This is a genomic window from Marinobacter sp. LA51 (assembly GCF_030297175.1).
In the GTDB taxonomy this organism is placed as follows: Bacteria; Pseudomonadota; Gammaproteobacteria; order Pseudomonadales; family Oleiphilaceae; genus Marinobacter; species Marinobacter apostichopi.
Map to the genome: position 1 here is coordinate 527,690 of NZ_AP028070.1, position 24,765 is coordinate 552,454.

The window sequence follows — 24,765 nt, forward strand, 5'->3', positions numbered from 1 at the left end:
TCAGACATTCGTGTTACCGAGTGTAAACTTTCGTTACAGGTGATTATTGCAGAGTGGCTGGCACTTTGCGTAGTGAAGGGCATTAATTTTTCAACTTTTTGCGTTTGTTGCGGTTCGGGTGGCGGCCTGGCAGCAGCCGGCGGCTAAGCTATCAACTATTCTGTGAATAAGACAGTCATATAAGAGGAATTCGCATGTTTCAGCTCGTCTTTAAAGGAGAATGCGCTCCCGGTACCGATCCGGAAGCTGCTCGAGCCAATGCGCGCAACCTGTTCAAGGCCAGTGTCGAGCAGGTGGAGCGGATGTTCAGTGGCCAGCCGGTGGTGATTCGCAACAAGCTGGAAGAGGTTCAGGCTGAAAAGTACCGTGCAGTACTGAAGAAGCACGGCATGATTGCCTATGTTCAGCCTATGGCGGGCGCGCCGGAACCGTCGCGTCCGGCCTCCACGGCCACTCCGGAGCCCGTGGCATCGAGTGCCGCTGAGCCGGCGGCCACTGAAACGCCGCAGCCAGCCCCGGCAACCGGCACGGTGCCTGAAACCGAGCCCGGGGAACGCTTGCCGGTGGCCGGTGACAAGGTGGACGACATTCTGTCCGGCTCGGGTCTGAGCCTGGACCCGGTGGGTGTCACGTTGATGGAGCATCTCGAGGTGGAAGCGCCGATGTTCCAGCACATTGAAGACTGGACACTGGCGCCCGCCGGCACCGATCTGGGCGTGGAGCGGGAGTTGCCACCGCCGGTGGTGCCGGATGTGTCGCACCTGTCATTGGTCGACGAAGACGCAACTGACAAGCCCACCCACGGTGCCTGATTCGAGAGTACTGCTGGCAATGAAACTTGGTTTGCAGGTTGTGGTCCTGGCCATCGCCGTGATGGCTGCGCCCCTGTATGCGGCAGAGCGGCCAAAGGTTGGGCTGGTACTGAGTGGCGGCGGCGCAAAAGGCATGGCCCACGTCGGGGTGCTGCGGGTGCTGGAGGAAATGAACATTCCCGTGGACCTGGTGGTGGGCACCAGTGCCGGCTCTGCAGTGGGCGCCCTGTATGCATCAGGGATGCCGGTGGAGGACATCGAACGTCGGTTCATTGAGATGGACTGGCTGTCCAGCTTCCAGGACGATCCCGGTCGGGTCTACAAGCCAATACGGCGCAAACAGGATGAGGTGCGACTGCCCGTTACCCCGGGCATTGGGGTCCGGGCCGATGGCCTGTACGTCGGGGGCGGCATCATCGCGGGTCAGAATCTCGGTTTCATTCTCAATGAACTGACCCGCAACGCCGCGCTGGTGGAGGACTTCGATCGCCTCGCCATCCCATTCCGGGCGGTGGCCACCGATCTGGAATCCGGCGAACAAGTGGTGATGGGCGATGGCAATCTGGCCGAAGCAGTCCGCGCCAGCATGAGTATCCCCGGTGTTTACGCTCCTGTTAACCGCAATGGCCGGCTGTTGGTGGACGGTGGAGTGGCTAATAACCTGCCGGTTAGCGTGGCCCGGGACATGGGCGCAGACGTGATCATTGCTGTCGATATCACCGACCCGCTGCTGGATGCTGAAAAACTGAACGAAGCTTTCTCCGTAGTGGGACAGCTGACCACCATCATGACCCGTCGTAATACCGAACAGCAGCTTGATCTGCTGGGCGATCAGGACATCATTGTCCGGCCCGACCTCGTGGGCGTCAGTTCGGCAGATTTCTACAATGCGCCGATGCTGTTCGAACTGGGTGCTACCGCTGCCAGGGAAAAGGCTGTGGAGTTGAGGCCTTTGATGGTGTCGCCTATCGCGTGGGCCGGCTACAAGGAGCAGGTGGCATTCACCCCCTACCAGGCCGGGCCGATTGGCCGTATTCGAATTGAACAGGGTGGGGGCCTGGCCCCTGAATTCCTGCGGGAGCGAATTCAACAAAAGGCTGGTGAGCCACTCGACGTGGAAACACTGGAAGCGGATCTCAAGCGTATTTATGGTCTGGGCTATTACGAAACGGTGTCCTACGCCTTGGAACCGAGTCCGGATGGCACCGTGTTGACTGTGCGGGTAAAGGAGAAAAGCTGGGGGCCGAATTACCTGTCGTTTGGCCTTGGGTACGAGGACAACTTCGACGGTGAGACCCGTTTCAATATCGCCACCGGTCTGAGGATGACCGAGCTTAATGATCTGGGTGCGGAATGGCAGAGCGGGGTTCAGCTCGGTACCGATCCCTGGGTACGAACCCAGTGGTATCAGCCACTCGATTATGGCTACCAACGTTTCCTGGTGCTTGGTGGCGAGTACAGTCGTGACACTCTGGGTATCTATGACGGTGGTACCCGACCGGTCAGCGAAGTGGACGTCACGTACCGGGATCTGGACCTGGCTCTGGGTATGGAGTTGGGCGGTAACGCTGAAATCCGCCTGACATACGTCCGTGGCTTTGCCACCGTGGATGAACAGATCGGCCAGCCGATCGTACGCGATGATACCGTGCATCGGGGCGGTCTCAGCCTGCAACTGGTGCATGATTCCCTGGACGACACCTTCTTCCCCCGCCACGGCGCCTTCGCTGGTATTCGGGGCCGGGTGGAGCGCGAGGGTCTGGGCTCAGACCGCCAGTTCGATTCGGTCACCGGCATGGTGCTGGGCACCGACAGCTGGAAAGGCTTCAATATGACCGGCTTGCTGTTTGCCGAGGCGGTAACCGCCGGTGAACCCGGCATCGAGAACGCGGTGCGCCTGGGTGGGTTCCGCCGGTTGTCGGCGTACGCGCCGGGCGAGATTACCGGCGATAACGCCCTGCTGGGTGCACTCTATGCCAGTCAGGCATTTGGCGGGCCGTGGGTGCCCTGGTTTGCCGGTGCTGGTTTTGAGGCAGGAAACGCCTGGGAATCGTTTGATCAGGCCAGCTGGCGTAACACGGTGCGTTCCTACAGCGTGTTTGCCGGCGTGGATACCTTTCTGGGGCCGGTGCAGTTTGCTACCGCCTACAACAACCGGGACGACTGGGCCGCCTACCTGAACATCGGTTTCTCGTTCACCCAGCTGTTCTACTGATCTTCCGCTAGGTGTCCTGCTTCTCGATCACGGCGATGGCGTCCAGCACCTGCTGGCACTGCTGCATGGCGTAGCGGTGGAGGATCGCCGTCAGGCGCTCCTCATCCCGGTCTTTAATCGCCTGGATGGATTCCTGCATGTGCGCCAGGTTGTCCTCGAAGACATGGCTGCCACCGCGCTGGAAGGCTACGAAAGCGCAACGCTTGGCCGAGGGCCAGAGATCATCAATGGCGGCCACGATAAAGTAGTTGTCTGCGTACACCAGCGAGGCCTTGGTGTACTCGATACCCAGTTCGAGAAACGCCATCAGGTCGCTGGTCTCAAAGCAGGATTTCATCTGGGCATAGAGCGACTCCAGCCGTTCCATGTCGGCCGGCTGCCACTGCCGGACCAATTTTCGGCCGGTGTGGGTCAGGTAGAGTTCGAGTGTCTCGTACAGACTGCGGACAAAATACTCGTCGAGGGTGGTCACGAAGGCGCCCTTGCGCGGCACGTTCCGCACCAGGTGGCGTTTCTCCAGCAACAGCAGACCCTCGCGGATGGAGCCGTGGCTGACGTCCATATCCTTGGCCATGGCACCTTCGTAAATGCGTTCGCCAGAACGTAGCTGGCCGAAGGCAATCAGGTTTTCAATATGGCGGGCGACCTGTTCGGTCAGGGTTTCTCTGGGTCGGAAGGCGTTCATGGTGTGGTGTCGCTACTGCATACGGGCCGATAGATCTTGGAATAGTCGCATAATCGGGCTGGAAGAAACCAGTACCTTGCTCGCAGCCGGGATCATAGCAGTGGCGCGAGCAGGCGGATGGCACGGCAGGTCAACCGGAACAGGATGGACCTGTCCTTGTAGTCGCGCTCGGTCATCAGCCGGCAGTTGTCCAGGTCGTCTTCGAGCATGGACTCAACGCTGTTGATGAAATGAGGCGCGGTGGTTACGGCAGTGATTTCAAAGTTCAGCCGCATTGACCGGTTGTCCAGGTTGGCCGTGCCCACCGCGGCGTAACGGTCATCCACCAGAACGACCTTCTGATGCATGAAGCCCGGCTGATAGCGGTAGATGCCAACACCGCTTTTACAGGCCTGAACCAGATAAGAGTACGCCGCCAGGCCAATCAGCCTGCTGTCGGATTTCTCCGGAATCATGATGCGCACATCGACACCACGAAGGGCAGCCAGCTGCAGCGCGTTCATGATTTGAAAGTCAGGCACGAAGTAGGGCGAACAGATCCACAGGCGATTGCGGGCGTTGTTGATACAGTTCAGGAAGAACAGGGTGCAGGTTTCCCAGTCATCCGCCGGCCCGGTTGGCAGCATCAGTACCCGATCCTCACCGGCGGTGTTGTTCTGCGGCGCCCAGTCCAGGTCCGGGCACTCATCACTGGCCCAATTCCAGTCCTCCAGCCAGGTCAGCTGCAGCCCGGTCACCGCCGGGCCCTCAATCCGGCAATGGGTATCCCGCCAGGGTTCCTGGTCCATGGCAGTGCCAAGGTATTCGTCGCCGAGATTGATGCCGCCGACAAAGCCGATGGTGCCATCGCAGACCAGCAGCTTGCGGTGGTTACGGAAGTTAATCTGGAACCGGCGTCGGCGAACGTTGCCATCACCAAAGGAGGCTACCCGGGCGCCGGCAGCGGTCAGCTGCTTCAGATAGCTTTTCGATAGCCCGACGCTGCCGATGTTGTCATACAGGAAACAGACCTCCACGCCCTGAGCCAGTTTGCGCTCCAGGATCGACTTGATGCGGCGGCCAACCCGGTCGGAACGGACAATGTAGAACTCCATCAGAATATAGCGGGTGGCGTTTTCCATGGCTTCGAACAAGGCTTCAAACGTGGCCTCTCCGTCTCGAAGCAGGGTGCAGCGATTGCCCTCGGTAAAGGGTTGGCGGCCCAGTTTGCACAGCACCTGGAGTTCGTCGGTAAAGTACTGGTCGGCCGGCGCCGCGATGGACGTGGTTTGGCGCTCAAACCGGTTCAGCAGGTTGGTCAGGCCCCGGTTCCCCATGCGCCGGGCCCGGACGTAACCTCCGAAACGATAGCGCCCGAACAGCGCAAACAGCGGCACCGCCACGTAGGGCAAACCGAGCAGGCCGATGATCCAGGCGATGGCGCCCTGGGCGGTGCGATAGGTCAGCAGAATCCGGTAGATGCAGGCCAGTGCGGCCAAGTAAAGCAGGCCAAGCGCCACTGCCACCAGAGAGACATTTTCCATAATCACTTATCTGTTTCCGAAGGGGCTGAGGCCCCGGATGTCGGGTGGGTGCGGGCCAGCTGATTGGCGCGGTACTGGGCCGGCGCCGTGCCGGTCCAGCGTTTGAACGCGCGGCTAAAGGCGCTGAGTTCCGAAAATCCCAGCAGGAAGGCGATTTCACCCAGGGCGTAGTGATCTGCAGCGACATAGCGTAGAGCCTTGTCCTTGCGAACTTGCTCGACCAGATCGTGGAAGCTGAGCCCCTCCCGCTTCAGTTTTCGATACAGGGTCTGGCGGCTCATGTGACACTGCCTCGCCAGGCTGTCGGCATCAATCCTCTCCGTGGCCATCTGCTTGGAAATCAGGCGTCGGATCTTGCGGCCGAATGAGCGTCTCGGTTGCAGCCGCGCCAACACCGAGTTCACCTGCTTCAGTACCGCGGAGTATACGTAGGGATTGCGGCGGGGGATGCCATGACTGAGATGGCGACTGTCGAAGGCCAGCCGGGTAGAGACACAGTCAAATGTCACCGGGCCACCCAACAGGGTTTCATACTCGCCGGCGTAACTTGGGCGCGGATGAGCGATCTCGACCCACTCGGCCTGAATCTCCGGGTGAATGAAGTGACGGGTCCGGCTCAGCGCTGCTGCAAGGGTTCGGTCCATGTCCTGCCGGGAGTAGTGGTTGGGGGCATCCGGTTGCCAGGTCAGGATGGCCTCTTCGCCCGTCTGCTCAAAACTCAGGGTCACCGATTCGTTGATTAACCGGTGCAGGCGGACATACTGGGTCACCGCTTCACCCAGGGTGTCGCAGTTGAAGAACACGTGGCCCACCAGCCCCATGCGTTCCGGATCGACTACCAGGCCGGCGTGCAGACCCACGGCCGGATCACCGGTTACCTGCTCAGCGTAGTCCCACAGGCGGTAGTGAGCCGGCGCCGGTATCCTCAAATCCGGATCGGCCAACGCCTGCAAGTCCATGCCAATGATCTGTTGTACCCGGGCTGTGTCCAGCAGGCCCTGGCTCTGGAGGTAATGCACCAGAGCCAGCGTACTGGAGGCGGCCACCAGGGGTGTGTGGTTGTTTTCTGACGCAGCAGAGATCAAGGCGTATTCCCGATGGTTAACAAACTTTCATCTGGGTTTGATACAAAATGTCAAGCGAATGAAACCGCCTGTCAACGGTTTGTCATGGCAACAACGATAGCATTAAGTCATCAGGTTGATGCAATGGAACGGTGTTTTCAGGAGGAGTTATATGGAACAGGAAATTTTTGTACCGCACAATGAGACCGAACGGACGAACGTTATGGCGCTCGCCGAGTACTTGAACAGCATCTTCTATTGCTGAGTCCTTCGGCGTAACGCCGACGACTGAAAAAGCCGGGCCTTGGCCCGGCTTTTTTGTGCCTGTACTTTGGTTCCAGAAGGACGATCACGGCCAGGCAAAATTTGCGCGCTGCACTGGCGGTGGTAATGTAACCGGTCAGAAACCACCCGCTAAACCGGAGATCGTCTACCCATGAGTGTCGAGCTGAACCACCGAATTACCGGCGAAGGTGCGCCGCTGATCCTGTTGCATGGCCTGTTCGGGTCGCTGGAGAATCTCGGCGGCATTGCCCGCCGGCTGCAGGACGAGTGGCAAGTCCACGCCCTGGATCAGCGTAATCACGGCAGTTCTCCCCACAGCGATACCATGGACTACCCCGCCATGGCCGAGGATGTGATTGCCTATCTGGACCGGCAGGGCATCGACAAGGCCCGTCTCCTTGGCCATTCCATGGGCGGCAAGGTGGCTATGCAGGTGGCCTTGCAGGCCCCGCACCGGGTCGAGAAAATAGTGGTCGCCGATATTGCGCCGGTCAGTTACAAGCCCCGCCACGACGCCATTCTGGAAGGCCTGAAAAGCCTCGACTTGCAGAATGCGCGCACTCGCCAGGATGCCGACAAGTTCTTGTCTGAGTTTGTTGATGTGCCTTCCATCCGCCAGTTCCTGCTGAAGAATCTTGAACGGGTACCGCGGGAGGAGCAGGAAGAGGGCGGAGCCGTCTTCCGCTGGCGCCTGAACCTGCCGGTCATCGATGCCTGTTACGGCAATCTTGCCATGGCTCCGGAAGGCGACGGACCCTACGAAGGGCCGGTGTTGTTCCTGAAAGGTGCCGAATCGGCTTACATTCAGGAGAAGCACCGGGAGCAGATTGAGCGTCTGTTTCCTGCCGCGGAGCTGCGTGTGATTGAGGATACCGGGCACTGGCTGCACGCCGAGAAGGCCGATACCTTTGCTGCCCTGAGTCGCCGGTTCCTGGCCGAGGGTCAGTAGGTTATTTTTCCCCCGGGGTTCGTATTTTTCTCCGGTGGCAGCGGTCTGCTAAGGTTAAGCCATCGCGGGGACGGGTTTGAATACACGAACAGGCGGGCATGATCTATGAAATGGTTGATGGTGGGAGCGCTGGTCCTGTTCGTGTTGCTGGGCAGTTTTCTGCTGACACCGTCGCCCATTGACAGCAAGGCCTGGCAGCCGCCATCGCCGCCGCCGCTGACCGGGCCCCTGGCCCCCAATGAGCGGCTCCGGCTGGCGGACCTGCTGGCACGCGGGCAAGTGTATGGCCCGGAAGATACCACCGTCAGTGACGATGGTACTGTCTACGCCGGCACCCAGGATGGCCGCATTGTCCGGCTGTTCCCTGATGGCCGGGTGGAAACCTGGCTCAAGACCGAAGGCCGCCCCCTGGGCCTGGTGTTCGATGACGCCGGCAATCTGATTGTGGCCGACGCCTGGAAAGGCCTGTTGTCGATCGCGCCGGACAAGACTATCACCGTGTTGGCGCGGGAAGCCGAGGGCACCCCGTTCCGGTTCACCGACGACGTCGATATCGGTCCCGATGGCCGCATCTACTTCACCGACGCCAGTTCCCGTTTCCAGCATCCGGATTACCGGCTCGACCTCCTGGAAATGCGTCCCCACGGGCGCCTGCTGCGGTATTCGCCGTATACCGGCAAGGTTGAGGTGCTGCTCGGCAACCTGCATTTTGCCAACGGTGTCTCGGTCTCGCCGGACGGGGCCTTTGTGCTGGTCAACGAAACCTGGAAGTACCGCACCCTACGTTACTGGATTCACGGCCCCAAGGCAGGCCAGGCCGAGGTGTTTGCCGACAACCTGCCGGGCTTCCCCGATAACCTGGCCGTGGACGCTGAGGGTCGTTACTGGGTGGCCTTTCCCTCGCTTCGTGACACCCGGGTGGATACCCTGCACCGCAGTCCCTGGCTCAAGGATCTGGTGGCCAAGCTGCCGGACCGCCTAAAGCCCACGCCGCGTGAATACGGCCTGGTGGTGGCTTTTGATCGGGATGGGGAGGTGATTACCAGTCTCCATGACACCCGGGGCACGCACTTGCAGGAGATCACCTCGGTCAATCCCCACGGCGGTTACCTATACTTTGGTTCACTTCACAACGATCGTATCGGGCGGCTACCGTTGCAGGCCATTCCCGGTCTTGGAGACGATGAAGTATGACCGACGCCAGCGCCCTTCAGTGGGATCTGCCAGATCCGTTTACCCTTGAAATCACCGTGCGGGACGACGACACCGATCGCCTGGGGCATGCCAACAACGTGGTCTACGTGCGCTGGCTGGAAGACGTGAGTTGGGCCCACATCGAAAGTCTGGGTATGACCTGGGAATTGCATGAGGCCACCGGCAAGGCGATGGCCATCACCCGCACCGAGATCGACTATCTGACCTCAGCCAATACCGGTGACCGGCTGATCCTGGGCACCTGGTTGACCGGCTATGACGGCCGCTTTCGCTCTTCGCGCCAGTTCCAGCTGGTCCGCCCGGCTGACGGCAAGACCCTGGTACGGGCGGTTTCCACCCATGCCTGCGTCGATATGAAATCCCAGCGCCCGAGCCGGGCTCCCCGTGAATTCGCCGAGATCCTGGCCGCCGCCGCAGTCGACGGTGGCGCCGGCGTGGCCGTCAAATGAATCACCTTTGGTGCCATCTTCTGCTAGTCTGAAAAAACTGCTTCCCGTTACTGCCGTTGTCCGGAGACCGTCATGGTAAATCCCGAAGAGTCCAGCACCGAAAACACCATGCGTCATGTCAGCTATGCCCGGTTTGGCGAACGCGATGTCCTGCAGGTGAAAACGTCGGATATCCCGCAGCCCGGCCCGGGCCAGGTACTGGTGCGCGTTCATGGTGCCGGTCTCAACCCCATCGACTGGAAGACCCGTAAAGGGCTGGGCTTCGCCGCCCGGCAGATTGAAAACAGCCTGCCATGGACCCCGGGTTACGACGTGGCCGGCGAAGTGGTTGCAGTCGCCGACGACGTGACGACACTGGCGCCCGGAGATCGGGTGATGGGCATGATCGGCTTTCCCGAGGGTGGCGGTGGTTACGCCAGTTACGCGGTGGCCGGGGCTGATGAATTTGCCATCGTACCGGAAGAATTGGATCTGCTGGCGGCCGGCGCCTTACCCCTGGCAGCCTTGACTGCCTGGCAGGCGCTGTTCGAAGTGGCCAAGCTGGAGTCCGGGCAGAAAATCCTGGTTCACGCCGGTGCCGGTGGGGTAGGGCATTTTGCCGTTCAGTTTGCGCTGGAGCGCGGTGCTCACGTGGTGGCCACGGCGTCTGCGTCGAACCGGGATTTCCTGGCCGAGCTGGGTGTGCACGAAGTCATCGATTACCGCACCACCGACGTGGCTGAAGAGTGCTACGGCCTCGATGTTGTGCTTGATCTGGTGGGCGGTGAGGAAGGTAAGCGCTCGCTGCATACCCTCGGTGAGCATGGTGTTCTGGTGACCATCCCGACGGTGACCGCCGATGAAATCATCAGTGCCGCCGAGAACATGGGCTTGCGTGCCCATGGGATGACCGTGCGTCCCGATGTCTTTCACCTGGATGAAATTGCCGAGCTGATCGAGGATGGCGATGTCCGGGTACATCTGGATCAGATCTTTCCCCTTGATCAGGTTGCCCACGCCCATGAACTGCTCGAAGGCGGTCACGTGCGTGGCAAACTGGTGCTGGACTGCCGCTGAGGGGCTTAGGTTAAGCCCCTCGGTTACTCTCGCTCTCCTTCTCGTTCGAGCCGTCGCCAGCGGCAGTGCCATTGTCTGCCTGGCCGTCCCGCTCCTTGCGCTCCTTGCGAGCCTGGGGCGGAACCAGGCTGATCAGCATCCAGTCTTTCTCCGGTTTTAGCGTCTCCATGTCCATTACCGGCATGACGTGGCCCTTGCTGTCGAACACGAACAGCACCAGGGCCTGGCGCTGGAACTTGTTCAGGAAGTCGTCATAGCTGAACTCGTCGCTGAGTTGGGTAGTGCGCACTGTGTAGTCCTGGCTCGCCAGGCTGGCCAGCTTGGCGTAGCTCACACCTCCGAACAGGCCGCGGGTCATCTGGATTTTCTCAGCGGTCTGGTGCCGCGCTTTCTGATCCTGATCGCCTTCCGCGAGACTGAACACGCTGTGGTTCCCGAACCAGTCCAGGAAGTGGTAGGTGGCCAGTGAGTTCATGTGTTTATAGGGCGAGATCACCAGCAGGTTGCCGATACCCGTCAGGTCCAGGTGGGTCGAGGCGTGTTCCGACACCGGATTGCCAAAATAGGTCTGCAGGTTTTCCATGCGCGCTTGACGCACGTTCTCCCAGTTGGTGTCCGCCAGAGTGACCGGCACGTCGGATTTTTTCAGGGCCAGGCCGATCATGCGCGCTACGGGGTTAGCCCCGAGTACCAGAAATCCGTAGGCCGCCGGCTCGTCTACTTTCAGCATTTTGGCCACTGGGCGAGCGGTCAGGCTCTGCAATGTCACGGTGGCAATGATAAGCATGAACACCAGCGGCACCAGGGTGCCGGCACTCTCGTAGCCTAGTTTCTGAAGCTGAAAAGCAAACAGTGCCGAGACCGCAGCCGCTACAATGCCACGGGGGGCAATCCAGCTCAGAAACAGTTTCTCCCGCCAGTTCAGTTTGGTGCCAATCGCCGACAGGAAAATGCTCAGCGGACGGGCCACCAGCATCAGGATTGCCAGAACCAGGGCCAGGCCCCAGCCCAGTTCGGCAATGGCACTGAACTCCACGCGGGCCGCCAGAATGATGAACAGGGCAGAAATGAGAAGGACGCTGAGCGACTCTTTGAATTCAAGAATGCTCTCGATCGGCACCTGCTTCATGTTGGCCATCCAGATACCCATCACGGTGACCGTCAGCAGGCCAGATTCATGGGCGATTTCGTTGGACAGAGCGTACACCCCGAGCATGAACGTCAGGGTGCCGGCATTGTGCAGGTACTGTGGGACCAAGTGCTTGCGCAGTATCAGGCCGTTCAGGTAACCGGCCACAGCGCCGATCAGAAAACCCACCATCAGGGTCTTGCCGAAAATGTACAGCGAGTGGCCAAACACGTTGCCCTGGCCCCAGGACACAATGCCCTCGAACACCAGGACCGCCAGCAGGGCACCAACCGGATCGATGATGATGCCTTCCCAGCGCAAGATGTTGGCCAGATTGGATTTTGGCCGGACCGAGCGCAGCAGCGGTGCAATTACCGTGGGGCCGGTAACGATGGAAATGGCGCCGAACAGCAGTGCCACCGGCCAGGATACATCCAGCAGCCAGCGTACTGATAATGTGCCGATGATGCAGGTGACGATGGAACCAACCGGAATCAGGTTGCGCACCATTTTGCCGTGGCCACGGATTTCTGCCAGGCGTAGGGTCAGGCTTCCTTCGAACAGGATAATGGCGACCGCCAGGGAAATGACCGGGAACAGCAGCTCACCGAACACCGCTTCTGGCACCAGGAAGCCGAAGAGCGGACCAGCTGCCAGGCCGCCGGCGAGCAGAAACAGGATTGCCGGCATCCTGACCCGCCAGGCCAGCCATTGGCAGAACAGAGAGAGAACGCCGATGCTGGCAAGCAGCAGGACCGTGCTAATGGGCATAATGAGGGCAAATCCTTAGGGTTATTGGTTGGCGCGTCTGGCAATCCGGTTCAGCAACCGGGACGCCGCAAAGAAGCCAAAACTGGCGGTGACCGGGCTTGCCGCGCCGAAACCTGATGCGCAATCCAGTCGCACCGGCCCTTCTGTTGCCGGTTTCTGCAAGCACACCTCGCCGTTCCCGGCAGGATATGTCAGTTGCTCCAGCGAGTATACGGCCTCAATACCAAAACGGCGCTTTGGGTTGCGCGAAAAACCGTACTCCCGGCGCAACAGGTTCCGAACCTTCGCCAGCAGCGGATCCTGGGTGGTCTTGCTCAAATCCGCGACCTGGATCTGGGTCGGATCCATCTGACCACCGGCACCGCCGGCGCATACTAACGGTAGCTTGCGGCGCTGGCAGTGAGCGATCAGGGCGGCCTTGGCCTTGACGCTGTCGATGGCATCGACCACGCCGGTCATCTCCGGAGTGATCAGCTCAGCGACGTTCTTGGTGGTCAGGAAACCGAAATGCACCCGGATATCAGCCTGGGGATTGATTGCCCGCAGGCGGTCCGCCATGGCATCGGTCTTGGTACGACCGTACTGCTGCTCCAGGGCATGAAGCTGGCGGTTGGTGTTGGACACGCAAATGTCGTCCATGTCGATCAGGGTGATGGTGCCGATGCCACTACGGGCGAGCGATTCGGCGGCCCAGGAGCCCACGCCCCCCAGTCCGACAATGGCAATGTGGGCGGATCGAAAGGCCTCCAGGGCGCGGCGCCCATAGAGTCGTTCAATACCACCAAAGCGAAAGGCGTAATCGTCGGCGTTCATGCGGCCTCCGGTCGGGTCCGGTGTGGGACCGGACGGAATCAAAGAGCGCAATTGTAACCCAGAGCCGGGTCAGCCCGCAGGTGTTGCAGTACTCGGACGGTGCCGGGTGTTGCAGGGTGTTGAAAGAGTGAGGGAAGGTCAGGGCCGTTTGGCCCTGACCGGTTCTGACCTTAAGCGGCCCAGTGGTCGTCGTCGAACGCCATGAGGCTGCCTTTGCCAGTCTTGATGTCGCCCAGCAGCCAGTGGATTTCCGGCAGAAGTTTCTCAAAGTAGAAACGGGCAGACACCTGCTTGCTCTCCAGCAGTGGCTTGTTGGCGCCATCCGCTTCCAGCTGCTGACCGGCAACACCGGCCATGCGCGACCAGAGGTAGCCGATCACCGTCAGGGCCATCAGTCGCAGGTACGGGGTGGCGGCGGAGCCGGCCTGTTCCGGATCGCTCGGCGCGTTGCTTGCCAGCCACAGGGTGGCTTCCTCAAGACACTTGATGGCGTCTTTCAGCTCTTCACGATGGGGTGCTTCCGGGTTGTCCTTGAGGTAACCGGTGAGCACACCAAACAGGCTACGCACCAGCTGTCCGCCCTTCAGGCTGAGCTTGCGGCCGACCAGGTCCATGGCCTGAATGCCGTTGGTACCCTCGTAGATCCTGGCGATGCGGCCATCACGAACCAGCTGCTCCAGCGGCCAGTCGGTGGTGAATCCGGAACCGCCCAGTACCTGCAGACCGGTGTTGGCGTTGTTGAAGCCCTCATCGGTCAGGAAGGCTTTGACCACCGGCGTCAGCAGTTGCACCAGATCGTTCGACGATTCACGCACGGCTTCATCGGTGTGGGCCACGGACAGGTCCAGGTGGTGGCCGGTAAACAGGGCCAGGGCACGCATGCCTTCGTTCAACACTTTCTGGCGCATCAGCATGCGACGCACGTCGGGATGCACGATGATCGGGTCGGCCGGGCCGTCCGGATTCTTGGGGCCACTCAGGGAACGGCTCTGCAGACGCTCGCGGGCGAAGCCCAGGCTCTCCTGGTAAGCCATTTCGGCCAGGCCCAGACCCTGCATGCCCACCATCAGACGGGCTTCATTCATCATGGTGAACATGGCACGCATGCCGTCGTTGGGCTCGCCCACCAGCCAGCCTTTGGCGCCTTCAAAATTCATCACGCAGGTGGCGGAACCCTTGATGCCCATCTTGTGTTCCAGGCCACCACAGAACGCTGGGTTGCGCTCGCCGGTGTCCGGCAGGACCTTGGGTACCACGAACAGGGAAATGCCCTTGGTGGTGTCGGGCGCACCGGGCAGCTTGGCCAGTACCAGGTGGACAATGTTGTCGACCAGGTCGTGCTCACCACCGGTGATCCAGATCTTGGTGCCTTCGATGGCATAGCTGCCGTCGTCGTTCGGTGTCGCGCGAGAGCGGATCAGGCCCAGGTCAGTACCACACTGGGGCTCGGTCAGGCACATGGTGCCGGTCCACTCGCCGGAGATGAGTTTCTCCAGATACACCTTTTTCAGATCATCAGAGCCGTGGGCGTGAAGGGCGCTGATGGCGCCGTGGGTGAGGCCCGGGTACATGCCCAGCGAGAGGTTGGTGGAGCAGACCATCTCATCGACAATAAATTTGAGGGTGTGCGGAAGTCCCTGGCCACCAAACTCAAGCGGGGCATCCAGGGCGGTCCAGCCACCTTCAACAAACTTTTGATAGGCTTCCTTGAAACCGGCAGGCGTGGTCACCTCGTGAGTCTCGGGATCGTAGCTGCAGCCTTCGCGATCGCCAACCTGGTTGGTGGGCTGGATCACTTCCGCGGCCAGCTTGCCGGCTTCGTCAATGACCGCAGAAATCAGGTCGGGAGTGGCGTCGGCGTATTTTTCCAGCTCGTGGAGCCGGTCTGCACCCAATACATCAAACAACAGAAAGCGAAGATCGTTCGCGGGAGCCTGGTATTGCATGGAGTACTCTCCTCAGTGTGCTTCTTGACCTTGAGACGCCGAGCCAATCGCCCGAAATCTTGTGGTGTCTGTTGGTGTGGTTAATCAGAACCGGATATTCATACGCCCGTTTTAATGTCCCGGTTCACAGGCGCCAGCAGTCCAGCCATTAAATTGTTCGTATTTCCTTCAGGATCTGAGCGCGCGACTCAAGAGCGAGCCCGAGCGCTAGAATGTTCACAGCAGTGGGAGAGATACCATGGAACGAGTGCTGATAGCTGGGGCGTCGGGAGCCATTGGTGCTGCATTGGCGGAGGCCATTCTGGCCGAGTACCCGGATAGCCGGGTAGTGGGTCTGTGCCGGAACCCGGATCGGGCGCCCGAGACGTTGCGCAGCTCCGATCGGGTCATGTTGGTGCCTTGGGATGCCAGTGACGGCAGTTCTCTGGCCTCAGTGACCGATGCTCTGGAATCTGTGTTCCCGGCCCGAGAGGGTATCGACACACTTATTTATGCGGTCGGCTTGCTGCATTCCGACACCGTGTTTCCGGAGAAACGCCTGGAAGACTTGTCTGCCGACGCTATGAGCCAGGCTTTTGCAGTCAATGTCACCGGATTTGGCCTGCTGGTGCAGGCTCTGATCCCGTGGCTCAGGCACAAGGAGCTGAAACGTATTGCGGCAATTTCGGCGAAGGTGGGGTCCATCACCGACAACCGCCTTGGCGGCTGGTACACCTACCGGAGCTCCAAGGCGGCTCTGAATATGCTGGTGCGGGGGCTGTCGGTGGAGTTGCCCCGGCGTTGTATGCCGGTAGCCTGTGTGGCGCTGCACCCGGGCACTACCGAGTCGACGTTCAGTGAGCCGTTTCGTCAGTCGTTGGCGCAACTGAAGGTACATACGCCGGCGCAGACTGCGGAGAATCTGCTCAAGGTCATAGGCAATGTGAACAGTGACGACAACGGCCGCTTCCTGAGTTGGGATGGTTCAGAATTGCCTTGGTAGGTTATGGCGGGCACAAAAAAAGGGCGATCAACGATCGCCCTTTTTGTCAGCCTTGAGCCGCTCAGCGGATGAACGGGTTCAGCATCCGGGTAAAAGTGCCGGTCAGTTTTACCGGGGCACTCAATACCGACAGCGTGATGCAATCTTCACAACCCACAGCCACGGGCTTGTGTTCGTCCTTGTCATCCAGCACAACAAAGTCCCACTGATTGAACACACCTTTCTGGTCGGCAAATGCACCTTGCAAGACGATTGTGGTTTCTTCGCCCCGGTGGGTGTGGGCCGGAGCCTTGCCGCCTGCCGCCAGTTTCTGCAACACAACCTGCTCGGACTGACCCGGGAAGCGATCGGTAATGTCCAGCACGCTGACATCACCCAGCTGCCGCTTCCAAGGCAGCTTGTTGATGTCGTCGCCGAGCAGCTTCTGTAAGACACTGATCCGTGGCGCTGTGGCAGCCTTGGCTGCTTCCGCCGGCTCACTGTCGATCATGGAGAGAATGCTATCGAACATGCCCTCGGAAACAGACACCTTAGGCTGTTGTTCCATCATCACCGCACCCAGGCTGTCGAGCGTATCGACGCGACTGCGGCAATGTGGACATTCGTCCAGGTGCAGCCGAATGCACAGAGCATGCGGCTCGCTCAGATTGCCTGCGCTGTATTCCATCAAGCTCAGACTGTCGGGATGATGACGTGTCATACGTTTTGATCCTGCAAAATCACTTTCAACTTGTTCAACGCCAAGCGAACCCGGCTTTTCACTGTGCCAAGGGGAATATTCAACTCATTCGCGACCATCTGGTGCGACTTGTGTTCCATGTAGACCTTGGCAATCACGGTAGTCTGTTCTTCGGGCAAATGCGTCAGCGACTCCCGAATGCGCCGCTCCGACATGAGACGGTGCAACGATGTGACGGGTTCGTTCTCATTGTCTCCGGGAATCTGCCAGAGATCTTCGGTTTCAACCGGCATTTCCGCGCTAGTGCGCTGCATCTTACGCAGCATGTCGATGCGCTGGTTCCGGGCGATGGTGAAAATCCAGGTCGAGGCGGCGGCCTTGCGCCAGTCGTAGAGGCAGGATCGACGCCAAATGGAAACGAAGACCTCCTGAACCAGCTCTTCGGCATGGCTCGCCAGTCCGTTTGCCATGGCGTAATACTTGATCTGCGGGCCAAAGTGCTCAAAGAGCGCGTGGTAAGCCGCGCGATCCTGGTTCTTGCCCACTTTCTGCAGCAACTGGCTCCAAGGGTCTTTTCTTCCTTCAGAGCTGGTCGGTTTTTGCTCCAGTGTGCTCACTGGACGCTCCTTGACAGATACATGATTCGAACTTGTTCTAGCCATCATTCTATGCACTCGTCCCGGGTTTGTCAGTCAGGTAATTTACGGGCCGGATCGGTGCCCGGATCAGTGCAAATACGAAAAAGAAGGATGGGTGAGGGGGCAGGCGGCGCTTCCGGAGAAGCGCCGGGTTCACTCCTCCAGGTAGGTGTAGCCTTCCAGGCCTGCGGTCAGCTCCGCCAACAACTGCATTCGCTGGGAACCGGACAGGTGACTGGCGCTGAATTTCTGCTGGTAAGTCTTGAGCAGGTCCTCGGGCTCGAAGTTAACGTAGCGCAGCACCTTGGAAACCGTATCGCCGGTGATCCGCTGGCCAATGCTGAAGCCGCCTTCCGGATTCAGTTTCACATCTACCGAATGCGTGTCGCCAAACAGGTTGTGCATGTCGCCGAGAATTTCCTGGTAGGCCCCGGTCATGAAGAAGCCCATGAGCATTGGCTCGCCCGGGCTTTCCTCGGGCAGCGGCAGGGTGGTTTCTGTGCCCTGGCCGTCAACGTACTGGTCAATGCGGCCATCGGAATCGCAGGTGATGTCCTGGATAACGGCGCGGCGAGTCATTGGCCGGTTCAGGCCGTTGATCGGCATTACCGGGAAGATCTGGTCGATGCCCCAAACATCCGGCAGCGACTGGAACAGGGAGAAGTTCACGAACAGCTTTTCCGCCAGTTTCTCATTCAGTTCGTCAATGATCTCCCGGTGCGCCCGATTGGCCGAATTCAGCTGGTTCCGCAGCAGGCGGCAGCAGCGGGTGTAGAGGGTTTCGGCGTCGGCACGTTCCGGTAACGACAGCACGCCATGGGCAAACTGGCCATGGACATCGGCCATGGCGTGGAGCACGTCGTGGTAGATCTCGGCCAGCGAGCGCGGGGTGTCGGAATCCTCCAGGCTGAGCAGATCCCGCCACAGATCATGCAATGGCCCCGGTGCCTCGGGCGACGGCTGCTCCGGGCTGCGGTCCTGGGGTACTTCCCGGTCAATCACATTGGTCACCAGCACGGAGTGATGCGCAGTCAGGGCCCGGCCCGATTCGCTGATCAGGTTTGGGTGCGGGATGCCGTAGCGGTCGCATTCGGTCTGCAGGACATGAATCACGTTGTAGGCGTATTCGTGCACGCTGTAGTTCATCGAGCAACTGCTGCGGGAACGGGTGCCCTCGTAGTCCACGCCCAGGCCGCCGCCAATGTCCACGGTGCCGATGGGCGCGCCCAACTGGCGCAACTCGCTGTAGAAACGCGCGCATTCCCTTAGGCCGGTCTGGATGTCGCGGATGTTGGCAATTTGCGAGCCCAGGTGAAAGTGCAGCAATTGCAGGGTGTCGAGGGCGCCGGCCTGGCGAAGGGTGTTGACCACATCCAGCACCTGGCTGGCGGACAGTCCGAACTTGGATTTCTCGCCGCCGGTATTCTGCCAGTTGCCCTTGCCGATCGTGGCCAGGCGGGCGCGCACACCTATCAGTGGCGACACACCCAAATCCCGGGCTTCGTCCAGAATCAGTGGCAGTTCTGACTGCTTTTCCACCACGATAAATACCCGGTGGCCCAGCTTCTGGCCGATCAGTGCCAGGCGAATGTATTCCCGGTCCTTGTAGCCGTTGCAGACAATGACCGAACCGGGCTGCCGGGACATGGCCAGCACCGCCATCAGTTCGGGCTTGCTGCCAGCCTCCAGACCGATCTGGCCTTGGCTGGCGGCGGGTTCGGCCGACAACAGCTCTTCTATCACCCGGCGCTGCTGGTTGACCTTGATCGGATACACCGCAGTGTACTGGCCTTGATAGCCCTGGTCGCCGGCAACCATGTTGAAGGCGCCGCACAGTTTGTTGACCCGATCGTGCAGGATGTCGGTGAAGCGGATGAGCACCGGCAGCTGTATGCCGGACTGCAGCAGCGACTGAGTCAGGTCTGGCAGGTTGATGCGGGCCGGACTGTGGCCACGATCCGGGCGGACCAGCACCTGGCCCTGATCATTCACACCGATGTAGCCATCGCTCCAATGGGCAATGTTGTAGACCTTGTGGGCAGTGGTGCCGCTGGATTCGCTCATGCTTGCTATCCTGTCAGAAAACCGGGGCCGGCGAGATAGGGGCAGACGCGGCCGATTGTATGGTCGCCATTGTATGGATTCCGCTCGCCGGCTAAAAGAACCGGGTGTGGAAACTACACGACAAGTCCGGCGATTAAAGCTTTAGCTACCGGGGTGGCATGCCTACAATACGCCCCTTAACCCGGCTCATGGACCACAGCAGGAGAAGTACGATGACGGCATTGAACGAAGGTTGGTTTACCGAAGTATTCCAGGATCACGGGACGGCATTTTCCCTGCAGGTGAAAAAGAAGGTGCATGAGGAGCAGACGCCGTTCCAGAAGCTGGAAATCTATGAAACCGAAACCTTCGGCAACCTGATGGTGCTGGACGGTTGCGTGATGTTGACCAGTCGCGACAACTTCCTGTACCACGAGATGATGACCCACCCGGCCTTGTTCACCCACAAGGATCCGCGCAAGGTAGTGATCATTGGTGGTGGCGACTGTGGCACCCTGAAAGAAGTGCTCAAGCATCCGGGCGTAGAAGAAGCCTGGCAGGTGGAGATTGATGAGCGGGTCACCCGGGTTTCGGAAAAGTACTTCCCGGAGCTGTGTGAATCCAATGGTGATCCCCGGGCCAATTTCTTCTTTGGCGATGGCATCCAGTGGATTCGTGACATCGAGCCCAATAGCCTCGATTTGATCATCATCGACAGCACCGATCCGGTCGGTCCGGCCGAAGGCCTGTTCGCCCTCGATTTCTATCGCGATGCCATGCTGGCTCTGCGTGACGGCGGCTTGATCGTGCAGCAGAGCGAGTCTCCGCTGTTGCACACCAGCACCATCATCAAGTCGATTCACGACGACATGCGCAAGGCCGGCTTTGACCACGTCCAGACCCTGCCATTCCCGCAGCCGGTTTATCCCACGGGCTGGTGGAGCTGCACCATGGCGGGCAAAGACAAGCCTGTGCGCTATTTCCGCGAGGAAGATGCCGAGAACCGTCCGTTTGTTACCCGTTATTACAACCCGGGTACCCACCACGGCGCCCTGGCGATGCCGCAGTTCATGGTTGATGAACTGGAGGATCACGTCATACCCGGCGAGGGCTGATACGGCGACGGCACCTGAACCTGTAGTCGTTTCTGGCGGGTTTCGGGTGTCGTCATTCCTTCCGGCTATGAGCGGCTGGTTGCTTTGATCAAGATGGTCTCTACGGAGCAGGATGGCTTGACTAGACTGATGGAGCAGTGGGAAATGATCTGAGATAGGGAACTACGTCAGGAGAGGGAACCATGACGGTGCGACAAGGGGAGTCTGAGAAAAACTGGTTCCGGTCAGAGCGCTTGAGTTCGGTGAATGGTGAGTATTTCTTTGAAACCCGGGAGGGTTCAATTGAAGGCCCTTTTGAGTCTGAGCTTGAGGCTGTGCTGGAATTGCGTGTGTATTTGCAAAAGGCTGAGTACCAGTCGTACTGTGCCCAGCTAACACACTAAAGTGTAACCACGAAAAAAGGCGCCGAAGGGCGCCTTTTTTGTTGGGATCGAGAGGCCGTGTATTACTTGGCGCTCACAAACTCCGGGTAGGCTTCCATACCACACTCGGACAGATCCACACCTTCGTACTCGTCTTCTTCGCTGACCCGCAGGCCCATCACGGCTTTCAGGATGCCCCAGACGACCAGGCTGGCGACGAAAACCCAGGCGAAGATGGTGATTGCGCCGATGATCTGGCCACTGAAGCTTGCGCCACCGTTGGTGATCGGAACCAGCAGCAGACCCAGCAGGCCACAGACACCGTGGACCGAGATGGCACCGACCGGATCGTCGATACGCAGCTTGTCCATGGTGACGATGCTCAGTACTACCAGGACACCGCCGAAGGCGCCGAACAGGGTAGCGGTCAGAGCGCTCGGAGTGGACGGCTCAGCGGTGATCACCACCAGGCCAGCCAGGGCGCCGTTCAACAGCATGGTCAGGTCGGCCTTGCCAAACATCAGGCGAGCGGTGATCAGGGCGGCAACCGCACCACCGGCAGCGGCGGTGTTGGTGTTCAGGAACACCATGGCCACGGAGTTGGCGCTGGCGATGTCGCCCAGCTTCAGTACCGAGCCACCGTTGAAGCCGAACCAGCCCATCCACAGGATGAAGGTACCGAGAGTAGCCAGCGGCAGGTTGGCACCCGGGAAGGCGCGGATCTCGCCGTTCGCACCGTATTTGCCTTTACGGGCACCCAGCAGGATAACACCCGCCAGAGCCGCGGCCGCACCCGCCATGTGAACGATGCCGGAGCCGGCAAAGTCGCTGAAGCCCAGGTCACCCAGGGAGTACATACCGAAGACAGACGCGCCGCCCCAGGTCCATGCACCTTCCATCGGGTAGATGAAGCCGGTCATGACAACCGCGAAGATCAGGAAGGCCCAGAGCTTCATACGCTCAGCCACGGCACCGGAAACGATGGACATGGCGGTAGCGACGAACACCACCTGGAAGAAGAAGTCAGAAGCGCCGGAGTAGATGGAGCCACCCTCGAAGCCGTCTTCACGGCCGGCGAAGTCACCCAGAACAGCTGCGGTATCTACGTCGGCGATGCCGGACAGGAAGATGTTACCGCCGTACATGATGGCGTAACCGCACACCAGGTACATGATGCAGGAGATGGCAAACAGTGCCACGTTCTTGGTCAGAATTTCCGTGGTGTTCTTGGAGCGTACCAGGCCGGCTTCCAGCATGGCGAAGCCCGCGGCCATCCACATTACTAAGGCGCCGCACACCAGGAAATAGAAGGTATCCATTGCGTACTGCAGGTGAAAAAGATTGCTTTCCATTTGAAGCCCTCCGCACGAGGCTTTTCAGGTTATAAGTTTTTTTGCGCTGGCTAAGTCTTTCTTTTTAGATCTGGATCAGACCGCTTCTTCGCCGGTTTCGCCAGTCCGGATCCGGATGGCTTGCTCCAGTTCAGTCACGAAGATCTTGCCGTCACCGATCTTGCCGGTGTTGGCTGCCTTGGTGATGGACTCAATAACCTGGTCAAGCAGGTTGTCGCCAATGGCAACTTCCACCTTAACTTTGGGCAGGAAATCCACTACGTACTCTGCGCCACGGTAAAGCTCGGTGTGGCCTTTCTGTCGACCGAAGCCTTTGACTTCAGTGACGGTTACGCCTTGCACGCCAATCTCGGATAGTGCCTCACGGACATCATCCAACTTGAAAGGCTTGATGATCGCTGTCACAAGTTTCATTGCTTTCTCCTTGGTAAAGCCGTCCCAACTTCAAAGGCTTCTGGGCCAGCGGTTGGGTTCGGAATGCTGCCACCTCGCACACCAATTGTGCGGATTGCGTACGAGAGCTTTAGCATCGGGTGTGCCAACGCAAAAAAAATCTTTAATAACAGTCGTCTAGCGAACGGCTGTCCCAGATTGGCGCAAAACCGTGCACCAAAATCGGGCGTTGCGCCCCGTATTGGGCCAAATTAGAGCGACTCAACGGGGCAGCGCCAGTCATTATACTGTCGACCGGCTACAGTATGGCAGGGGGCGCGGTGTGATACACTCCCGCGTACCGGTGCAGGCCCCGTGTCTGGTCGTAAAACCGGCCATTATTTCAATCAGTAGAGGTGATGCGTGAAAGGTCCGCAGGATATTTTCGCCCAATTGCAGGGCCAGTTTGGTCAATTCGTTCCGGATATGGCACGGGCTGCCCGTGAGGATTTCGAAACCCAGGCTCGGGCCACGGTGATGTCGGTGCTTTCCCGGCTGGAACTGGTAACCCGGGAAGAATTCGACGCCCAGCAGGCGGTTTTGATGAAGACCCGTGAAAAGGTCGACGCACTGGAACACCGGGTTGCCGCGCTCGAGCAAAAGCTGCAAGAGCAATAGCCCGACAACGGCCCGAAAGGAGTTCGGGCCGGTTGTATCTATGTTAACCAGGGAAGGTTGTCATGCTTGCCATTGTCCATTCACGCGCCAGCGTGGGGGTCTCCGCGCCTGCGGTGACCGTTGAAGTTCATCTTTCGGGTGGTCTGCCCGCCCTCTCAATCGTCGGGCTGCCGGAAACCGGCGTCCGGGAGAGTCGTGAGCGCGTTCGCAGCGCCCTGCTAAATGCCGGCTTCGAATTCCCCGCCCGTCGTATCACTATCAACCTGGCGCCTGCCGATTTGCCTAAAGAGGGCGGCCGCTTTGATCTACCCATCGCCCTCGGCATTCTTGCCGCCTCGGGCCAGATTCCCGCCGATAGTCTGTCTGCCCACGAATTCGTGGGAGAGTTGTCTCTGGACGGAGCGCTTCGCCCGCTGAATGGTGTCTTGCCGTCCGTACTGGCTGCCCGGGCTGATGGCCGGGCGCTTTTGGTGCCCCAGGCCAATGCCGCTGAAGCGGCCCTGGCCAGCCAGGGCGAGGTTCTGGCGGCGGGGCACCTGTTGGCGGTGGTTGAGCATCTAACCGCCCGTGCCCGGCTGGTGCCGGTGGCCAGGGCTCCGCGTACGCCAGCATCGGAATCTGGCCGCGAGCTCCCGGATCTGGCCGATGTTTGTGGCCAGAATGTGCCCCGGCGAGCCTTGGAAGTGGCCGCCGCCGGCAATCACAACCTGCTGTTCTTTGGTCCGCCGGGCACTGGTAAGAGTATGTTGGCTAGCCGATTGCCCGGCATTCTGCCGGATCTGGAGGATGACGCCGCGATGGAAGTCGCCAGTGTTCATTCCGTTGCGGGTCTGGCCCTGGCTACGGACGACTGGCACAGCCCGCCCTATCGGGCGCCCCATCACACCGCCTCGGCAATTGCCATGGTCGGTGGTGGCAGTAGCCCGAGGCCTGGTGAAATCTCCCTGGCGCATCGGGGCGTACTGTTTCTGGACGAGTTACCGGAGTTTGAACGCCGGGTCCTGGAAGTGCTGCGTGAACCCATGGAAACCGGGGAAATCGCCATCAGCCGGGCCGCTCGCCAGGTTCGGTTTCCAGCCAGATTTCAGGTGGTTGGTGCGATGAATCCATGCCCCTGTGGCTACAGTGGTCATCCGAGCATCGAATGCCAGTGTACGCCGCAACAGGTGTTGCGCTATCGGTCGAAGATTTCCGGGCCATTGCTGGACCGCTTCGATCTGCACGTGGAAGTACCGGTTCAAAGTGGTGACATCCTGATGGGGCAGGCCGGGGGTGGCGAATCCAGTGCCGTGGTCCGGAGCCGGGTTGCACAGGCGCGGGCTCGGCAGAATAAGCGTAAACAACAGAATTCGGCACTGGGCGGCCGTGCCTTGCAGGAAGTCTGTCGCCTGGATGCCGACGGCGAGCGCCTGCTCACCGGTGCCATGGAGAAACTGGGGCTGTCAGCGCGGGCCCTGCACCGAATATTGAGGGTCGCCCGCACCCTGGCGGATCTGGACGGAGCCGAGCACCTGGCACACAGTCACCTGGTTGAGGCGTTGGGCTATCGCCAGCTTGATCGCCAGCACGGACAGAGTGCCCTGGTGTCCTCCTGACCCCTGATCCCCTGACCCCCAGGACTCTGGTAAACTG

Annotated in this window: 22 protein-coding genes; 11 read left to right on the forward strand and 11 right to left on the reverse strand. The window is 59.8% G+C overall.

What is annotated here, in order from left to right:
• Positions 1 to 194 precede the first annotated feature (194 nt).
• Both QUE89_RS02345 and QUE89_RS02350 read left to right on the forward strand, forming a co-directional pair.
• Entirely contained in the window at positions 195 to 812 is a 618-nt protein-coding gene (locus QUE89_RS02345) for a hypothetical protein (RefSeq protein WP_286221690.1), read from the forward strand.
• Between the two features lie 19 nt (positions 813 to 831).
• Positions 832 to 3,027 carry a patatin-like phospholipase family protein gene (locus QUE89_RS02350; protein ID WP_286221691.1) on the forward strand — a complete coding sequence of 732 codons (2,196 nt, stop codon included), beginning with the start codon at positions 832 to 834 and terminating at the stop codon, positions 3,025 to 3,027.
• 7 nt (positions 3,028 to 3,034) lie between these two features.
• On the opposite strand, the gene QUE89_RS02355 is transcribed toward QUE89_RS02350, so the two are convergent.
• The 3 genes from QUE89_RS02355 to QUE89_RS02365 all read right to left on the reverse strand — a co-directional run bounded on the left by QUE89_RS02355 (position 3,035) and on the right by QUE89_RS02365 (position 6,320).
• Positions 3,035 to 3,712, reverse strand: coding sequence for a GntR family transcriptional regulator (locus tag QUE89_RS02355; RefSeq protein WP_286221692.1), 678 nt, complete (start codon positions 3,710 to 3,712; stop codon positions 3,035 to 3,037).
• Positions 3,713 to 3,804: 92 nt separating this feature from the next.
• A complete protein-coding gene (gene cls, locus QUE89_RS02360; protein ID WP_286222808.1) occupies positions 3,805 to 5,235 on the reverse strand; it encodes a cardiolipin synthase in 1,431 nt (476 codons plus the stop codon).
• A gap of 2 nt (positions 5,236 to 5,237) precedes the next feature.
• Positions 5,238 to 6,320, reverse strand: a complete 1,083-nt coding sequence (locus tag QUE89_RS02365; RefSeq protein ID WP_286221693.1) for an AraC family transcriptional regulator — start codon at positions 6,318 to 6,320, stop codon at positions 5,238 to 5,240.
• A gap of 415 nt (positions 6,321 to 6,735) precedes the next feature.
• On the opposite strand from QUE89_RS02365, the gene QUE89_RS02370 reads away from it, so the two are divergent.
• From QUE89_RS02370 to QUE89_RS02385, 4 genes are all read left to right on the forward strand, one after another.
• Positions 6,736 to 7,533: an alpha/beta fold hydrolase gene (locus QUE89_RS02370; RefSeq protein ID WP_286221694.1), complete on the forward strand. Its 798-nt coding sequence runs from the start codon at positions 6,736 to 6,738 to the stop codon at positions 7,531 to 7,533.
• Positions 7,534 to 7,638: 105 nt separating this feature from the next.
• The gene (locus tag QUE89_RS02375; RefSeq protein ID WP_286221695.1) at positions 7,639 to 8,727 is read left to right on the forward strand and encodes an SMP-30/gluconolactonase/LRE family protein; all 1,089 of its coding nucleotides are present in this window, start codon (positions 7,639 to 7,641) and stop codon (positions 8,725 to 8,727) included.
• Positions 8,724 to 9,197 carry an acyl-CoA thioesterase gene (locus QUE89_RS02380; protein WP_286221696.1) on the forward strand — a complete coding sequence of 158 codons (474 nt, stop codon included), beginning with the start codon at positions 8,724 to 8,726 and terminating at the stop codon, positions 9,195 to 9,197. The genes QUE89_RS02375 and QUE89_RS02380 overlap by 4 nt, the downstream gene beginning before the upstream one ends.
• A gap of 72 nt (positions 9,198 to 9,269) precedes the next feature.
• Complete coding sequence (locus tag QUE89_RS02385; RefSeq protein ID WP_286221697.1) at positions 9,270 to 10,253, forward strand: NADP-dependent oxidoreductase; 984 nt, start codon at positions 9,270 to 9,272, stop codon at positions 10,251 to 10,253.
• A 10-nt stretch (positions 10,254 to 10,263) separates the two neighbouring features.
• Here QUE89_RS02385 and QUE89_RS02390 read toward each other — a convergent pair whose 3' ends face one another.
• The 3 genes from QUE89_RS02390 to QUE89_RS02400 form a co-directional block, all read right to left on the reverse strand.
• Positions 10,264 to 12,153, reverse strand: coding sequence for a cation:proton antiporter (locus QUE89_RS02390; protein ID WP_286221698.1), 1,890 nt, complete (start codon positions 12,151 to 12,153; stop codon positions 10,264 to 10,266).
• A gap of 21 nt (positions 12,154 to 12,174) precedes the next feature.
• Entirely contained in the window at positions 12,175 to 12,966 is a 792-nt protein-coding gene (tcdA, locus tag QUE89_RS02395; RefSeq protein ID WP_286221699.1) for a tRNA cyclic N6-threonylcarbamoyladenosine(37) synthase TcdA, read from the reverse strand.
• A 170-nt stretch (positions 12,967 to 13,136) separates the two neighbouring features.
• The gene (locus tag QUE89_RS02400; RefSeq protein WP_286221700.1) at positions 13,137 to 14,912 is read right to left on the reverse strand and encodes an acyl-CoA dehydrogenase C-terminal domain-containing protein; all 1,776 of its coding nucleotides are present in this window, start codon (positions 14,910 to 14,912) and stop codon (positions 13,137 to 13,139) included.
• Between the two features lie 238 nt (positions 14,913 to 15,150).
• Between QUE89_RS02400 and QUE89_RS02405 the strand changes: the two genes are divergently transcribed.
• Positions 15,151 to 15,894: an SDR family oxidoreductase gene (locus QUE89_RS02405; RefSeq protein ID WP_286221701.1), complete on the forward strand. Its 744-nt coding sequence runs from the start codon at positions 15,151 to 15,153 to the stop codon at positions 15,892 to 15,894.
• 61 nt (positions 15,895 to 15,955) lie between these two features.
• Here the strand turns inward: QUE89_RS02405 and QUE89_RS02410 are convergent, their stop codons facing one another.
• The 3 genes from QUE89_RS02410 to speA all read right to left on the reverse strand — a co-directional run bounded on the left by QUE89_RS02410 (position 15,956) and on the right by speA (position 19,275).
• Positions 15,956 to 16,594, reverse strand: coding sequence for a ChrR family anti-sigma-E factor (locus tag QUE89_RS02410; protein WP_286221702.1), 639 nt, complete (start codon positions 16,592 to 16,594; stop codon positions 15,956 to 15,958).
• Positions 16,591 to 17,190: a sigma-70 family RNA polymerase sigma factor gene (locus QUE89_RS02415; protein ID WP_286221703.1), complete on the reverse strand. Its 600-nt coding sequence runs from the start codon at positions 17,188 to 17,190 to the stop codon at positions 16,591 to 16,593. The genes QUE89_RS02410 and QUE89_RS02415 overlap by 4 nt, the downstream gene beginning before the upstream one ends.
• 174 nt (positions 17,191 to 17,364) lie before the next feature.
• A complete protein-coding gene (gene speA / locus QUE89_RS02420; RefSeq protein ID WP_286221704.1) occupies positions 17,365 to 19,275 on the reverse strand; it encodes a biosynthetic arginine decarboxylase in 1,911 nt (636 codons plus the stop codon).
• 212 nt (positions 19,276 to 19,487) lie between these two features.
• On the opposite strand from speA, the gene speE reads away from it, so the two are divergent.
• Together speE and QUE89_RS02430 are read left to right on the forward strand one after the other, a co-directional pair.
• Complete coding sequence (gene speE / locus QUE89_RS02425) at positions 19,488 to 20,369, forward strand: polyamine aminopropyltransferase (RefSeq protein ID WP_286221705.1); 882 nt, start codon at positions 19,488 to 19,490, stop codon at positions 20,367 to 20,369.
• A gap of 182 nt (positions 20,370 to 20,551) precedes the next feature.
• Positions 20,552 to 20,752, forward strand: coding sequence for a DUF6316 family protein (locus QUE89_RS02430; RefSeq protein ID WP_286221706.1), 201 nt, complete (start codon positions 20,552 to 20,554; stop codon positions 20,750 to 20,752).
• A gap of 62 nt (positions 20,753 to 20,814) precedes the next feature.
• Here the strand turns inward: QUE89_RS02430 and QUE89_RS02435 are convergent, their stop codons facing one another.
• Together QUE89_RS02435 and glnK are read right to left on the reverse strand one after the other, a co-directional pair.
• The gene (locus QUE89_RS02435) at positions 20,815 to 22,083 is read right to left on the reverse strand and encodes an ammonium transporter (protein ID WP_286221707.1); all 1,269 of its coding nucleotides are present in this window, start codon (positions 22,081 to 22,083) and stop codon (positions 20,815 to 20,817) included.
• 75 nt (positions 22,084 to 22,158) lie between these two features.
• Positions 22,159 to 22,497 carry a P-II family nitrogen regulator gene (gene glnK, locus QUE89_RS02440; protein WP_004578958.1) on the reverse strand — a complete coding sequence of 113 codons (339 nt, stop codon included), beginning with the start codon at positions 22,495 to 22,497 and terminating at the stop codon, positions 22,159 to 22,161.
• A gap of 381 nt (positions 22,498 to 22,878) precedes the next feature.
• Between glnK and QUE89_RS02445 the strand changes: the two genes are divergently transcribed.
• Together QUE89_RS02445 and QUE89_RS02450 are read left to right on the forward strand one after the other, a co-directional pair.
• The gene (locus QUE89_RS02445) at positions 22,879 to 23,133 is read left to right on the forward strand and encodes an accessory factor UbiK family protein (RefSeq protein ID WP_041340869.1); all 255 of its coding nucleotides are present in this window, start codon (positions 22,879 to 22,881) and stop codon (positions 23,131 to 23,133) included.
• Positions 23,134 to 23,195: 62 nt separating this feature from the next.
• Positions 23,196 to 24,728: a YifB family Mg chelatase-like AAA ATPase gene (locus QUE89_RS02450; protein ID WP_286221708.1), complete on the forward strand. Its 1,533-nt coding sequence runs from the start codon at positions 23,196 to 23,198 to the stop codon at positions 24,726 to 24,728.
• Positions 24,729 to 24,765: the final 37 nt, after the last annotated feature.